This window comes from Butyrivibrio sp. NATIVEDY162, from assembly GCF_045999815.1.
GTDB lineage: Bacteria > Bacillota > Clostridia > Lachnospirales > Lachnospiraceae > Butyrivibrio.
Genome location: NZ_CP172574.1, coordinates 267847 through 282556 on the forward strand (window position 1 = coordinate 267847; position 14710 = coordinate 282556).

Genomic DNA, 14710 nt, shown 5'->3' on the forward strand with positions numbered 1-14710 from the left:
TTAATCGTGCGGTAACAAAGATTTCCTATTTTAGTCTATTTTGTATTTTTGAAAGGTGATAATCGTGGAAAACAAAGAAGTAGCCATATCGCTTCGTGGCATTACAAAGACTTTTGGTGATGTAACGGCAAATAGCAATGTCAATCTCGATGTTCATAAGGGTGAAATATTATCTCTTCTTGGTGAGAATGGAAGTGGAAAAACAACTCTTATGAATATGCTTGCAGGAATCTATTACCCTGATGCCGGTCAGATAATCATAAACGGCAAGGAGGCTGTTATCCGTTCTCCCAAGGATGCGTTTGATCTGGGAATAGGCATGGTTCATCAGCATTTTAAGCTTATTGATGTGTTTAATGCGACAGAGAATATAATTCTTGGTCTTGAAGGCAGGCTTAATATAAAAGAGGCTGAAAAAAGAATCAGGGAAATCTGCGACAAATACGGATTTGAGATCAATACAAATAAGAAAATATATGATATGTCCGTCTCTGAAAAGCAGACAGTTGAGATTGTTAAGGTGCTTTATAGAGGCGCAGATATTTTAATCCTGGATGAACCAACAGCCGTACTGACTCCTCAGGAAACCGAGAAGCTTTTTAATGTCATGCGCAATATGAAAAAAGATGGAAAATCCATAGTTATTATTACTCATAAGCTAAACGAGGTGCAGAGTATATCCGACAGAGTTGCGGTTCTGAGGCATGGAGAATTCATCAATGATATGAAGACAAGCAAGACCAATGCTCAGGAAATGACAGATATGATGGTGGGACATTCAGTCTCTCTTAATATTGACAGACCAGAGCCAGTAGATCCCAAGCCACGAATCGTGGTGGAAAATCTCACTGTTGTTGATGAAGAGGGAATTGTTAAGCTTGATGATGTATCTTTTACCGCTAATACGGGGGAAATACTGGGAATTGCCGGAATATCCGGCTGTGGACAAAAAGAGCTGCTTAGGGCAATTGCGGGTCTCGAAAATATTAAAGATGGAAAAATCACATATGTCCACCAGGATGGAAGAACGGAGGAGCTTCTTGGTAAATCTCCAAGAGAAATCTCTGATCTTGGCGTAAAGCTGTCATTTGTCCCTGAAGACAGACTTGGAATGGGACTTGTTGGAAATATGAATCTTGCCGACAATATGATGCTCAGATCTTACAGAAGTGGCAAGTCGAGATTTTTCACAGAGAAAAAAGAGCCTAGAAAACTTGCGGAGAAAGTTGTAAATAAATTGCAGGTTGCAACTCCAAGTATCGACACTCCTGTGCGCCTGCTTTCCGGCGGAAACGTACAAAAGATTCTTGTTGGAAGAGAGATATCCTCAAGACCTAAGGTTTTGCTGACTGCATATGCGGTAAGGGGACTTGATATCAGTTCTTCCTATCAGATATATGATCTTATCAACCAGCAGAAAGAACGAGGAGCTGCCGTGCTTTTTGTAGGTGAAGATCTGGATGTTCTTGTTGAGCTCTGCGATAGAATTCTTGTTCTTTGCGGTGGCAAAGTTACCGGAATTGTAGATGGCAGGACTACCGATAAATATACCTTGGGATCAATGATGACACAGAAAGGAGAGGCTTCATAATGGAACAGAAAACAAAAGAGCCTCGTTTTCATATAGTAAAAAGGTCAGATATCCGCAGCAGGGAAGCGTGGGCTATAAGAATAATCGCAATTTTAGCAGCTTTGGCATTATGTGCACTAATTACTATGGTCTGCACAGGTGACAATCCCATATCCATATTTGCAACAATTTTTAAAGGTGCATTTGGTACTCAGAGAAAAACCTGGATAACGCTGCAGTATGTAGCCATTCTTCTTATTATTTCTCTGGCACTGACACCTGCATTTAAAATGCAGTTTTGGAATGTCGGTGGTGAAGGACAGGTCTTGATAGGAGGTCTTGCAGCGGCAGCATGTATGATCACACTATCAGACAAGCTTCCAAATGGTGCCATAATTATTCTTATGATAGTTACTTCCTTATTGGCGGGTGCTGTATGGGGAGTAATTCCGGCGCTGTTTAAAGCCATGTGGAACACTAATGAAACACTTTCAACACTGATGATGAACTATATTGCTACGCAGCTTGTGGCATATTTTACTATAGTTTGGGAGGTTCCTAAGGGATCGGGCAAGATTGGTATAATTAACCAGAATACAAATATGGGCTGGCTTCCGAGCATTGGCAATAAGTATCTTTTAAGTATTATTGCTGCTGCTGTTGTTACTATTGGAATGTTCATTTATCTGAAATATACCAAGCACGGATATGAGATAGAAGTAGTTGGCGAAAGTCAGAATACTGCCAGATATGTAGGAATCAATGTTGAGAAGGTCATAATAAGAACCATGGTGTTGTCCGGTGCAATATGCGGACTGGCAGGTCTTCTTTTAGTGGGGGGAATCAACCACACAATAACCACAACAATTTCTGATGGACAGGGCTTTACAGGTGTTATGGTTTCATGGCTTGCAAAGTTTAACCCGGTTGCTATGATATTCACCAGCCTTATGATCATTTTCATGGACAGAGGTGCCAGTGAAATATCCACTGCATTTGAACTTAATCAGAGTTTTGCTGATATTCTGACCGGAATTATTCTGTTCTTCATAATTGGATGTGAGTTTTTTATCAGATATAAAATCGTTGTACGTAAAGATTTGGGAAAGGAGAACGCATAATGTTTAGTCTGGTTACATTTATACCAAGAGCTGTACAGCAGGGCGTTCCTCTGTTGCTTGGAAGTACAGGTGAGACAATCACAGAAAAATCAGGAAATCTGAATTTGGGAATCCCCGGTGTTATGTACGTCGGTGCAATAAGCGGTGTAATAGGATCTTTTTTCTATGAACAGTCAGCTGCGTCAGGAGAGCTGAATGGGTTCCTTGCGATTTTTATACCTCTTATCTGTGCACTGACAGGTTCTCTTTTGATGGGGTTGTTATATTGCTTTCTGACTGTCAGCTTAAGAGCAAATCAAAATGTTACAGGCCTTGCCATGACTACGTTCGGCATAGGTTTTGGAAATTTCTTCGGCGGCTCTTTGATAAAGCTTGCAGGTGCAGATGTTCCATCCATTTCACTGTCAGCCACCTCTGCCTATTTTAGTAGGACACTGCCTTTTGCATCGAAAACAGGATGGTTTGGCAAAGTGTTCTTTTCATACGGATTTCTGGCGTATGTTGCAATTATTATTGCTTTAATCTGTGCGTATGTGCTTAAGAAGACAAGAGTAGGGCTTCACCTTCGCGCTGTTGGCGAAGATCCTGCAGCAGCAGATGCAGCCGGAATAGATGTAAAAAAATACAAATATATTTCAACATGCCTTGGATGTATGATAGCAGGACTTGGTGGTTTATACTATGTAATGGATTATGCATGTGGTGTGTGGTCAAATGATGCTTTCGGTGACAGAGGGTGGCTTGCTATTGCACTCGTTATCTTTACGATATGGAAACCTGATGTAGGTATTTTTTCATCAATACTTTTCGGAGGGCTTTACATTTTATACTTGTATCTTCCTTCTGGAACACACACAGAATACAAAGAGCTGTATAAGATGATTCCATATATTGTAACTCTTGTGGTACTTGTTTTTACCAGTATGAGAAACAAAAAGGAAGATCAGCCACCAAAGAGCCTTGGGACCAATTACTTCCGCGAAGAAAGATAAAGAACTTTTAATCCGAATTAAAAAACAAAGAAGGTAGAGAGATGAATTTTCTTGAAGAGCGAATTATAAAAGACGGTGTTGTTAAAGAGGGCAACATACTAAAGGTGGACAGTTTTTTAAATCATCAATTGGACGTTGAGCTTTTTGACAAGATGGGTGCAGAATGGGCAAAAAGATTTGAAGGAGTTGAGATAAATAAGATTCTTACTATTGAAGCATCAGGTATAGGCATCGCCTGCATTGCAGCAAGACATTTTCATGTTCCTGTGGTATTTGCTAAAAAAACACGGAGTGTCAATCTTGATGGCGAAATGTATACTGCAGAAGTGGAGTCTTTTACCCACAAAAACAAGAATAATGTGATCGTATCAAAAAAGTTCCTTGATGAGAATGACAAGGTGCTTATCATTGATGATTTCCTGGCAAATGGATGTGCTCTGCAAGGGCTGATATCTATAATAAATAGTGCTAATGCTTCTGTAGCAGGCATTGGCATAGCTATAGAGAAGGGCTTCCAGCCGGGTGGACAGACAATCAGAAACTTAGGTTACAAACTCGAATCTCTTGCAATAGTTGATGGAATGGATCATGTAACAGGTAAGATTACCTTCAGAGATTGATCATATGTAATTATATAAGGTCTTCCATGATAAAAGAAATATTTTTGAAAATGATGATGCATTGTTTTTTGCGGCAGTGCATCATCTTTTTTTACAGAGTTCACAAAATGGACTTATGGTCATGTTATCATGGCGACTTGTATTTAACATATGCAGAATAGTATTGGGAGATTAAATATGAAAAAAACTAAAAACGGCAATATCAAAAGAATAATTTTTACCGCACTTTTACTATTTAGCATTTGGGGAACATTCACATATAGTGCGGAAGTATTTGGAAATACAAAAATCATTTCACAGGAAGTAGTTATAGTTGATAAGTACGAGACCGGAAATGGCGGGAAAAGCGGGAATTCCTATTATATGAAAGGAATTAATGAAAACGGGGAATATAAAATTCCGGGAACTGAATATGATATCGGAGATACTGTGACTGTATATCAGAATCCTGACTCTGCAAACGCGAAAGGTAGTGATGCTCAGTGGTATACTTCATCTGAATATGCTAAGGGAGCATCAATTGCCGGACTTATATTCTATTTTGTGCTAGTGATAATCAGTGCGGTACTTCTTTACCACAATGAGAAAAAGTTGCAGCTCAGAGACCGAATGAGAACAGAAAATACTGTTCAAGAATTGACAGGCGTATACAGGCGAGGGTAGCAAAATGAGCGTGGAAATCAATGACAGGAGAAAAAGCTAATGACAGCAAACAACAGCGTTATGAAAGTATGCTTAAATCATATATCAGAAATCTTTCTGTATGAATACTTTTTATCCAATGGCAAGGAATATATCTTATCAGATACAGATAATGCACTGGAGCACAAGGAAAAAGCGAAGAAACTCATGAACTTAGGAGATATTGCAAAAGCTCAGCAGGAATGGATAAAAGCTCATTTTGAAAATCCTGTGGATATGGAAACTATTCTTTCAATTATTTCATGCTGTAAACAGCTTGGCGACATAGAGGGAGAATATACGTATACTCTGGATTCCTACAATTTCTGCTGCACAAGAGCAGAGATGGGAGCGTATTACAGGAATTTGGGATGGTATTATCTTGAAAAGTATAATCCTGACCTTGCGTCAGCCTGTTATATGTACAGCCAGCTCTTTGACGAAACAAAGCAGGCAGAAGAAGAGCTGAAATTTCTTGAAAAGGCTCTTAATAAAAAAATTGAGAAGAAGAACATAGAAGACCTTCAGAAAAAGCTAAAAAAGAGTAATATCCCAACGGAAGCAAATTCTGTCACCCTCGCTTTGTTATTCAGAGCCGGTGGCGAAGCTGAAAGTGCAGGTGATTATTCTCAGGCTCTTGATTGCTACCGCATGGTATTTGATTTAACCCAGGACAATGAAGTTGCTGAGAAAATAGCTAAGCTTCAGGAGATTTAATACATATTTAAGAGTAACATGGGACGGAATATAGTAAAATTAATAGAAATATATAGCATCTCTAAAACTTGATTTACCTAAGATAAGATGTGGAAAGAGCATTTACATGAAGAAGATTAAAATTTTTGGATCGTCTGATTGTTATGGACTTACAGATGAGCTGTCTTTTACACTTCGTATGAAGGTAGAGCTTAGGGACAGTATTGATGAGAAGTGCTTGAAGGAAGCAGTAGCGCAGCTCGAGGAGCGTTTTAAATATTTAAAGGTTTCTCTAAAAAAGAATATCAAGGAATTTTACTATACTGAAAATAATAAGCCGTGGGTGGTGGTACATTCAGATGTAGCAATACCGCTTAACGGCACAGAGAGCAATGATCAACTGATTGCTTTTTCTTATTATGAGAATTCCATATATGTAAATGTATGGCATGGTCAGCTGGATGGCACCGGGCTTTATGCCCTGGTTGAAGCCCTGGTATATTTCTATTGCAAAAGACGATACGATGAAGATATCAGCTTTCCGAACCAAGCTCATTATGACGGCGATATTCTCGATGAAGAATATCTGGACGCCTATCTGGAGTACTATAAAAGGTGCAAAGCTGAAAAAAGGCGTTTTTATGATGCACCGCCTTCACAGAAGACTAGCAGTAATGTGATGAAACTTAATAAGATGGGGCTTGTCAAATCAGGCAACAGATCAAGCTTCAAATTAAGGATTCCACAGAAAGACCTTATGAAGTACTGTTCTTCAGCTGATGGATCTCCGGTGACTGCAGTTGCTCTGATGGTTGCGGATGCAATATACCGTATTCACGGTGACTCTGACCGTATGATTTCAATAGGAATTCCCGTTAATCTACGACCGGCAATGGGATTTAAGGTCACAAGGAGCAGTACATTTTCTCAGATTTATATTCAGTACAATGATAAAATCCGAACAAAAGATTTTGAAACGCAAGGGACTATATGCAGAGGAACTGTAATACGCTATTCTGATGAACGTCTGATTCAAAAAAATACCATGAAGTACTGCAAAATGCTAAGGCTACTTACGCTGATTCCGCTTACCTGTGTCAAGCAGTTCTTTGCCGGAATCGTTGCTGATCAGATGAAAAGGATTCAGACTGCATCGGTTACATATGTTGGAAGGGCGCAGTACGGAGATATGGCAAAGTACATAACGGGCTTCTATACAGATGTTGATGCATACGGACTTGGCTTCCAGGCTGTCCTTGCGGCAATGGACGATGCTTTTTATATTACCATAGATCAAGACTGGGATAATAAGGTATACATTGAATCTTTTTTAAAGGTTCTTGTTGAACGTGGATTGTCATATGAAATAACCTATGATGGTGTCAACGACATTCCTGTCATGAGGAATGTGTAGAGAGTTCAGGTCAGGACCGACATCCATCTTTAATGGTGAGTTGTGCGTTGTGGAGAAAATAAGCTGATGAAAGCATGGATAAACGCGGATGGCGGAAGTGATGAATTAAAACTACAGATAGCTGATTTACTAAAGAAAAGAGGGTGGGAAGTGTATGTAGGAAAAACTTACAGCAATGCCCACTATGAAGACTATTTTAATGTGACCTCTGATTATCAGGTGTATATAACAATCTATAACGGCTTTTGTGCCGGAACAGTAAGGGAGGCTTACAGCTCTGAGATACAGAAGGTTCTAAGAGATAAAGGCGTTACACTGGTAATTATTTGGGATAGTTCTCTTTGGCTTGAAAAGATGAAGCCTTACAGATATGGTGACTTTAATGGCTACCATGCAAAGCGTAGCTGGGATGATAATTTCAGCAGTGAGGATCCTTCAATCGAAGATGTCGGTGTCTTCATGAAGGAAAATGAAGCGGTCTATTGTGTCGGTCCGACGGCAGATCTGATAATGGAGCAGTTTGACGCCGGCGGATATTTTAATTGGGAAAGAAAGTCAAATAATGTAGATATTGAATGTATTCCTCATTAAAAACAAATCATTTGGTATAAATCCAAATGGATATTGTGTTTTCATATGTTAAAAAGAAGCATAATACAGACATAAGGACAACACAAACAACCAATACTCAGATGAGGAGGAATACAACATGAAATTTAACGATATTCAGGATACAAGAAAAGCAGAGGTAAGAAAAGAGCAAAAGGATGTAGCTATTCAAAAGATATATTCACAACTTCTTGAAAGTCTTTCCATCATAAATATGTGTAACAGAAGAGCCATAATGGCTTTTGGTGCGACATTTACTATCTGATCTTCGAGAAAAAATCTACACAAAATTCCATAAAACGTTTTGAAGCATTACTAAGATACTGATCTTCAGGATACGACAGGAATATAGTCCTTTTGCACACGGGGGACTTAATGAAAATCGGTGTGATCATAGGTGTGAAAAAGGATTTATGAGTCTGGTAGGGCAGAAGGGCTATTCCCACCTTAGACTGTACAAAGCTTTTAAATGTGTCGGGACTGTCGCTTTCCAATACTATATCAGGCATAAATCCTGCCATTTCACACAGATGATCTATAAGATCGCGAATACTTGGGCCCTTCGAATAGGATACAAACTGATAGGGTTTTGCTTCAATAAGGTCAATCTCCCTGTAAGAAGTAATATAGCAATCTTTATTGTCCTCACTATGACTTATTTCTGAAGAAACTGCCAGCGGATGATTTCTGTCTGCGGCTATAACTATATCCTCTTCAAGTAAGGTAATGTTAGTGAGCCCCTTATAATCTCCGGGAGTAGCAGATATAACAAAGTCAAAATCCCTTACCTGTTGTATATTATGGGATGTCTGCTGTTTAAGATTAAGAGATATATGTGGGTAATGCTTATGAAATTCCACCAGAAGCTCAGGCACTATGTTTGAACCTGCCAAAATAACGAGGGTAAGATGACCACAGGGCATGGCGCAGTTGTCTAAGAGCTCACTTTTTGCATTATCAATGATTCCAAGAGCATTTCTGATGTTCTTATAATATAGTTCCCCTTTATGATTCAATCTAAGCTTTCTGCCTTCGCGCTCAAACAGCTTAGTCCCCAACTCTTCCTCAAGACAGGCCAGTGACCTGCTAAGTGAAGGCTGCGCAACATGCAGAACTTTACTGGCTTTAGATATATTTTCTTCCTTTGCAATTTCGCAAAAATATCTCAGTTGAAGTAATTCCATAAACACTCTTCCTATATAGCACTGATGTTATATGGTACATAACAAATTACATATTAGACGCCAAATAACTCAGCAAATATAATTTAAAAAATAAAACATTTAAGTTATTTTACCTAATTTAATTAGCTAATACAATCATTTATTTAAGTTAATATGTCCACTATATTTAGCTAATTATATATAAAGAAGGGAAGTGATAAAGAGAGATTTGGTTATTTCAAGTATTAGGGAAACACGGATTGGGGAGTTTATCAAAAACTGAATCTGTGTAATAAACAGTTTTAGGAGGAGTACATGAGGTATTTTAAAAAGTTATATTGTTTCATAGTATCACTATGCCTGCTTATGACATCGTTTACACACATGGATGTCAGAGCAGAAGAGACCCCGCAGGGAGGCGGATTTAATAATTTTATAACAGTAGATGGGACGAAGCTTATGGATGGTGACAGAGAGCTTAGATTTGTCTCTTTGAATTATCCACAGGCTACAAGCGATACACCATGGGAGCATGCAAATGCCATGAAAACTTTCAGGGCAATGGGAGGAAATGTCACAAGAACCTACACTATCCCTGTTTTCAATGGAGAAAATAGTACAAAAGCATACGTTACAGGCGTAGATGAAGCAGGTAATCTCACCTTTAATGAGGATGCACTAAACAGCCTTGACGATGTACTGGCTAAAGCCAATCAGTATGGTATAAGGGTGGTTATTCCCTTTGTTGACCATTGGCATTGGATAGGCGGAATAGATGGCTATGTGTGGCTGGCAGGAGAGTCAGACGGCAATGCCCCTTCTCAGTCAGGCTTTCAGGATTGGGCCTGGAAATTCTACAGCAGTGAGAAGTGCATGAATTTGTTTAAACAGATGATCACTCATCTTTTGACTAGAACCAATACAGTGACAGGCGTTCAGTATAAGGATGATCCCGCGATTCTCTGCTGGGAAACCGGAAATGAGATGGGAAACAGAAGCCAGGTGGAAAGAGATGATGAACTCATAGCATGGACAAATCAGGTGGTAGAGCATGTAAAAAGTATTGATACGAATCATCTGGTGCTTGATGGAAGAATGTCTATGTCACCCAGATCTTTGGGAGAAGAGAATTTAGCTGATATTCTTGGAGCACATTACTATGAGGGCAATTATGCCCAAAGATGCGAGGAAGATACAAAATCTGCTCATGCTGCAGGGAAACCTTTCATCCTTGGCGAATTTGGTGCAAAGGTTACAGCTGGTCCCTGTATTGATGTCTTTCAAAAGGGAGTTGAAAATGACACCAATGGAATAATGATGTGGAGTTTAAGAGCCCACAAGGACGGCTTTGGCTACTATTTCCATAATGAGGATGGATTCTGGGCATCTTATCACTGGCCGGGCTTTGAGTCAGGTAATTACTACGGTGAGACAGAAATAATTCGTTCAATTTATGCTTATGCACAGATTGCAAACGGGGCTGCATCGAATTATGAGGAAGCCGTTACAATTCCAATACCTGCTCCTGAGACAGATGAGGCACCACTTCTTTATTCTGAAAACGGAACTCCACACGACAATTCTTTTGCTGAAGGATCGGTTGGAGACATTAAGTGGAGAGGCGTTGTCGGAGGTGCCTGGTACGAAATCCAGAGAGCGGAGGGGAACGTTACGGATCAGGATTCCGAGCTTTTTGAGACTATCGCAGGTGCTGATGATTACATTTATGATTCTGGCAGAAACTGGGAGGATAAGACGCATGACTGCATAGCGGGATACCATGATATGACCGCAGTCGATGGAAAGACCTATTCATATAGGATTCGTGCCTGCAACGAATCAGGAGTTGGTCCCTGGTCAAACATTGTAGTGGTAGAGAATGTAAAGCATGTTGTGAAGGACGAGCTGGACCTTATAGCAGTTTCAAGTAATGACCAAAATCCTACAGAGATCAGACGCACCTACAGCAATGACCATTCAGCTAACGTTGAACATTCAGGAAGCACTATAGTTAACAAGAGTTCAGAGGAGGGCTATATAGAATATTCATCCATAATACCTGTGGAAGAGGTGAAGGTTCAGGCTGTCAGCGAATTCTCAGAAGGCGCAGAACCAAAACTTATGGTATCTTCAGATGGAATTTTTTATGAGGAAATTGGATTAAACCATGAGGCAGGAAGTAACCTTTACAGCGCATCTTCAATAACAGCAAACGGAGCTTACTATTATAGCAGAATTTATCTGAAAGGTAACAGCAGCTGCAAATTGGATAGCATTGAGATAACTTATAAAAATGGAGGCAATTCCTATAACGATAACAGTGGATCCGGTAAAGTAAGAACAAATATGATGATCCAGGATGCGACTTTTGGTGAGAACTCAGATCCTTACTATGTGTCCAAGGATCCGGGTCTTATTGTGGGGGAAGCTGAAGGCATCAGAGGACTTACCAGCTCAGTCCCCGAGAAGGGTTCTATCATATATAAAACGGGCGATGATATAAATGCCTTTCGTGTAAGTACAGCAGCTCTTAATGGAAAAAGAGCTATAGTTGAATACTCATTTGATGGTGTAACATTTAACCCTGCTAAAGAGCTTACTTCATCAGCCGGTGATCATGTAGAAAATATAGTATATGGTGATTTAAATGTATCTCAGGCGGTTAGAGTGATCAGAGTGACTATTCCTGAAAATAGCGCCGGAGAAGTTTTTGTCAAACTGGTTGAGATATCAAGCGGCAAAAAGATGATACCCCTTGCAGATGCTTCTCCCGCAAATATTATTGAGGATGGCGAATATTACGTCGGATCTAATGATAGTCTTAATGCTGTTTATAGAATCAATAGTAGTGAAGGAGAAATCACTTTTACTAAGGATCTTGGAGGAATTGATTACACTGCCTTCGATAGTATTTATTTATGGGTAAAACCAGACAACAGTGCAAATGAGCTGAAGGTAAGACTTTTTGATGATGAGAAGCACGTATGGGAAAGTGATTCCGTACTTTTAAGCGGCGGCGCTGAGATGAAAAAACTTATCCTCACTAAAGATGGAGATTTTAACTGGTCTGGTGTCACAGAGGCACAGTTTGTAATAAAGAGCAGCGGTTATGCAGGAAACGGTGAGGGACATATATCTCTTGATGCCGGATATGTCTATACCGGTAACTATGGTATTGCGCTTGAATACTCATTTGATGAAAATGAAAAGGTCATTTATATTGACAGCGTGTATGCAAATTCATCTGCTAAGGTTGATGACTTTGAGGGATACAGCGGATCAAATACAATTTTAAATCAGGCTTATTCCAGGAATACAAACGGTGGTAAGTTCAACCTCTCATTGGATTCGGTGAACAAGTACGAGGGTGCCTACGGCCTGAAAATAGATTATGACTACGACGGAAAGGGCTATGCCGGAGCAACCAAGAATATGGATATGCTTAACCTTGGCGGATATGACGGGTTTACCATGTTTCTGGACTCTGATGGCTCGGGAAATGAGATCAAAGTTCAGATGGAGACTGACACATCTACCTATGACTACACAGGATATATGACAGGAAAAGGCCCCATGCTTCTGTACATGCCCTTTACCAAGATCATTCAGCCTGATTGGGCAACATCAGGAACACCGCAGCCCATAAACAGCTCACAAAATCTTAAGTCGGTTTCAATTTATACTAATCAGACAGGCGTCATTACCACTGGAACACTCTATGTGGACGACTTAAAGGGCGCTAACTTTGTGGAGGATCTCACTGAAAAAGCACGCGTTACAATTGATGATCTTTCTGGTTTGGTTACGGAGTTTCCGTATACAATTACAGGGACTGCAGATTACGTGGAGTATGTAACAGTGTCTGTCGGTAAAAGAAAGTACAACGTACCTGTAAACGAAGATGGCAGCTGGAGCTTTGAACTTGCAGCAGATGCAGGAATTTTTAATGGTGATGATATTATAGTAAAAGCAGGAGCGTATTATCCTGACGGAGAAACTATAGCAGAAAGTTCAGAGTATTCTATTGGACTTGAGGTAGAAAATAATGATGGACCTGAAGAGGAGCACTATGACAATGTGATATGGCGCTGGGATTTTGCAGAAATGGGTACCGAAGGATGGAACTTTGAGGGCTTTTCACCCTGGACAGAAAATGGGAAATTAGTTGCCTGGTCAAAGGATGGTTATAATTCAGTGTTCTCATATACGATCCCGGATATACCAAATGGAGTTTATACCTTCTCAAATGATATTAAAGTTAAGAGCAATATGAACAGCGCAGTTATGGCGCTTTCTTCAGGGGATGATGAGGTTAAATCAGCTTCTATTGACACAGAAGATACAGTTGTAGAGGATCGGCTTCTCGAAGAAAAACTTACAGTAGATAATCATAGTGTAACCGTAAAATATTATGTAAATGCCCCTGTTGATGCTAACGGCGTTACTTTTGCAGTAGGAGATATAAAACTCTATCTGGTAAAGGCTCTTGAGAATGATGATTCCGGAGAAGGTGCAGGAATTGAGGGTGAAACATCAGATGATTCCGCAGACGGTGAAGGTACTGAGAGTAGCGAAGTGAATAATCCTGAGATAATAAACACAGACAATAATACCGACTTAGGTGCAGGAGATGCCGCAAGTAATGGAAGTACAGCCGTAATTGATGAAGTTATAGACAGTAACCAGAAGAAAACTTCTATATCTGAACTTACTGCCAAGAAAAAAGCCATCACGGTTTCCTGGAAGAAACAATCCAAGGGTATTAAAGGATACGAAATCCAGTACAGCACCAATAAGAAATTTAAAGAAAACGTAAAGACGGTAAAAATAGGCAAGGCTAAGACTACCAAAAAGACTATAAAAAAGCTTAAATCCGGAAAGAAATATTATCTTCGCATAAGGACTTATAAAGAAACGGACGGTGGAATTGTATATTCTAAGTGGAGTAAGAAAAAGAGCATAAAAGTCAAGTAAGCGTTTTAGTTTCAAAGAAGAAACATTTTATATGAGCGGTGTGTAAGACATACCGCTCATTTTTTTTGATATATTCTTGTTGCTGACAGCTGAAATACTTTTCAAAACAGTTCCAGAACATCACAAGATGGGTCTTGGAAACTGGTATTTTACGATTTATGATATAAAAGAAGGAATTCCCAGGCTCTTGATTGCTACCGTATGGTATTTGATTTAGCCCAGGACAATGAAGTTGCATTCTGACTAGAAGTAGGAGGTAATGAGGTATGAGTGATGGCATGTTTCCGATAGAAACCAAGCATTTTTATATACAGCCGTCCAATGAAAAGAAGCTTTGGGGTGAGGATTGGGCAATCAGTCCGAAAAAGAAAACCAATCAAGAGACCACGAACCAGGCGGAAGTCGACACAAACACCGTGGGTCATCTTCGCTTTGAGCATGCACTTTTTCATGGAGAACTTGAGCTCAGTCTTGAGCTTGATGCTACGCATAACACATCAGGCTACATAGCGGAGATTTTCTTCACGATGGCGAGATTTGTGTTTAAATTCAAGGACATTAAGGAGATTAGCACAGTCTGCAGACATGAAGATGATAACTACGTAAGAGGTCTGGAGAAAGCAGGCTATGTACGCCGCGAAACTAAGGACGGCAAGGATCACTACTCCATGAAAAAACAGCAGACCGGGTGGACCGGACTTTATCTGATAATCGGCATGTGTGCAGGATTTATCATTGGAATTTTGATAGCGAATTTGAAGCTTGGAACCCTGGCGGGTGTTATAATCGGCATTATTATCGGATATCTGATGGACAAACGTGTTGAGAAGAAACCCGTTTTTGATAATAAGCCACTAGTGTAATGGGAAG

The 14710-nt window shown here is 39.9% G+C and carries 12 protein-coding genes; 11 read left to right on the forward strand and 1 reads right to left on the reverse strand.

Features of this window, described 5'->3' with window-relative positions; translation table 11 throughout:
* The first annotated feature begins 55 nt into the window (after nt 1–55).
* The 9 genes from ACHCNF_RS17255 (at nt 56) to ACHCNF_RS17295 (ending at nt 7968) form a co-directional block, all read left to right on the forward strand.
* Nucleotides 56–1591: an ABC transporter ATP-binding protein gene (locus ACHCNF_RS17255; RefSeq protein ID WP_408072293.1), complete on the forward strand. Its 1536-nt coding sequence runs from the start codon at nt 56–58 to the stop codon at nt 1589–1591.
* On the forward strand, nt 1591–2691 hold the full coding sequence (locus ACHCNF_RS17260) for an ABC transporter permease (protein WP_408072294.1): 1101 nt from the start codon (nt 1591–1593) through the stop codon (nt 2689–2691). Before ACHCNF_RS17255 ends, ACHCNF_RS17260 begins: the two co-directional genes overlap by 1 nt.
* Nucleotides 2691–3683 (forward strand): ABC transporter permease, encoded by a 993-nt coding sequence (locus ACHCNF_RS17265; RefSeq protein WP_408072295.1) that lies wholly within the window; start codon nt 2691–2693, stop codon nt 3681–3683. The genes ACHCNF_RS17260 and ACHCNF_RS17265 overlap by 1 nt, the downstream gene beginning before the upstream one ends.
* Nucleotides 3684–3724: 41 nt before the next feature.
* Nucleotides 3725–4303, forward strand: coding sequence for a xanthine phosphoribosyltransferase (locus tag ACHCNF_RS17270; RefSeq protein WP_408072296.1), 579 nt, complete (start codon nt 3725–3727; stop codon nt 4301–4303).
* A 177-nt stretch (nt 4304–4480) separates the two neighbouring features.
* A complete protein-coding gene (locus tag ACHCNF_RS17275; protein WP_408072297.1) occupies nt 4481–4966 on the forward strand; it encodes a hypothetical protein in 486 nt (161 codons plus the stop codon).
* A 39-nt stretch (nt 4967–5005) separates the two neighbouring features.
* On the forward strand, nt 5006–5701 hold the full coding sequence (locus tag ACHCNF_RS17280) for a tetratricopeptide repeat protein (RefSeq protein WP_408072298.1): 696 nt from the start codon (nt 5006–5008) through the stop codon (nt 5699–5701).
* A 106-nt stretch (nt 5702–5807) separates the two neighbouring features.
* On the forward strand, nt 5808–7094 hold the full coding sequence (locus ACHCNF_RS17285) for a hypothetical protein (RefSeq protein WP_408072299.1): 1287 nt from the start codon (nt 5808–5810) through the stop codon (nt 7092–7094).
* Between the two features lie 66 nt (nt 7095–7160).
* A complete protein-coding gene (locus tag ACHCNF_RS17290) occupies nt 7161–7685 on the forward strand; it encodes a hypothetical protein (RefSeq protein WP_408072300.1) in 525 nt (174 codons plus the stop codon).
* Nucleotides 7686–7803: 118 nt separating this feature from the next.
* Nucleotides 7804–7968 carry a hypothetical protein gene (locus tag ACHCNF_RS17295; protein WP_408072301.1) on the forward strand — a complete coding sequence of 55 codons (165 nt, stop codon included), beginning with the start codon at nt 7804–7806 and terminating at the stop codon, nt 7966–7968.
* Here the strand turns inward: ACHCNF_RS17295 and ACHCNF_RS17300 are convergent.
* On the reverse strand, nt 7961–8887 hold the full coding sequence (locus ACHCNF_RS17300; RefSeq protein ID WP_408072302.1) for a LysR family transcriptional regulator: 927 nt from the start codon (nt 8885–8887) through the stop codon (nt 7961–7963). The genes ACHCNF_RS17295 and ACHCNF_RS17300 overlap by 8 nt on opposite strands.
* A gap of 294 nt (nt 8888–9181) precedes the next feature.
* On the opposite strand from ACHCNF_RS17300, the gene ACHCNF_RS17305 reads away from it, so the two are divergent.
* Together ACHCNF_RS17305 and ACHCNF_RS17310 are read left to right on the forward strand one after the other, a co-directional pair.
* A complete protein-coding gene (locus ACHCNF_RS17305) occupies nt 9182–13840 on the forward strand; it encodes a fibronectin type III domain-containing protein (protein ID WP_408072303.1) in 4659 nt (1552 codons plus the stop codon).
* Nucleotides 13841–14106: 266 nt separating this feature from the next.
* The gene (locus ACHCNF_RS17310; RefSeq protein ID WP_408072304.1) at nt 14107–14703 is read left to right on the forward strand and encodes a hypothetical protein; all 597 of its coding nucleotides are present in this window, start codon (nt 14107–14109) and stop codon (nt 14701–14703) included.
* Nucleotides 14704–14710: the final 7 nt, after the last annotated feature.

Coding starts and splice junctions, on each gene's coding strand:
- ACHCNF_RS17310 (WP_408072304.1), top strand. CDS start 14,107: ATGAGTGATGGCATGTTTCCGATAGAAACCAAGCATTTTTATATACAG.
- ACHCNF_RS17275 (WP_408072297.1), top strand. CDS start 4,481: ATGAAAAAAACTAAAAACGGCAATATCAAAAGAATAATTTTTACCGCA.
- ACHCNF_RS17265 (WP_408072295.1), top strand. CDS start 2,691: ATGTTTAGTCTGGTTACATTTATACCAAGAGCTGTACAGCAGGGCGTT.
- ACHCNF_RS17295 (WP_408072301.1), top strand. CDS start 7,804: ATGAAATTTAACGATATTCAGGATACAAGAAAAGCAGAGGTAAGAAAA.
- ACHCNF_RS17280 (WP_408072298.1), top strand. CDS start 5,006: ATGACAGCAAACAACAGCGTTATGAAAGTATGCTTAAATCATATATCA.
- ACHCNF_RS17270 (WP_408072296.1), top strand. CDS start 3,725: ATGAATTTTCTTGAAGAGCGAATTATAAAAGACGGTGTTGTTAAAGAG.
- ACHCNF_RS17290 (WP_408072300.1), top strand. CDS start 7,161: ATGAAAGCATGGATAAACGCGGATGGCGGAAGTGATGAATTAAAACTA.
- ACHCNF_RS17300 (WP_408072302.1), bottom strand. CDS start 8,887: ATGGAATTACTTCAACTGAGATATTTTTGCGAAATTGCAAAGGAAGAA.
- ACHCNF_RS17260 (WP_408072294.1), top strand. CDS start 1,591: ATGGAACAGAAAACAAAAGAGCCTCGTTTTCATATAGTAAAAAGGTCA.
- ACHCNF_RS17285 (WP_408072299.1), top strand. CDS start 5,808: ATGAAGAAGATTAAAATTTTTGGATCGTCTGATTGTTATGGACTTACA.
- ACHCNF_RS17305 (WP_408072303.1), top strand. CDS start 9,182: ATGAGGTATTTTAAAAAGTTATATTGTTTCATAGTATCACTATGCCTG.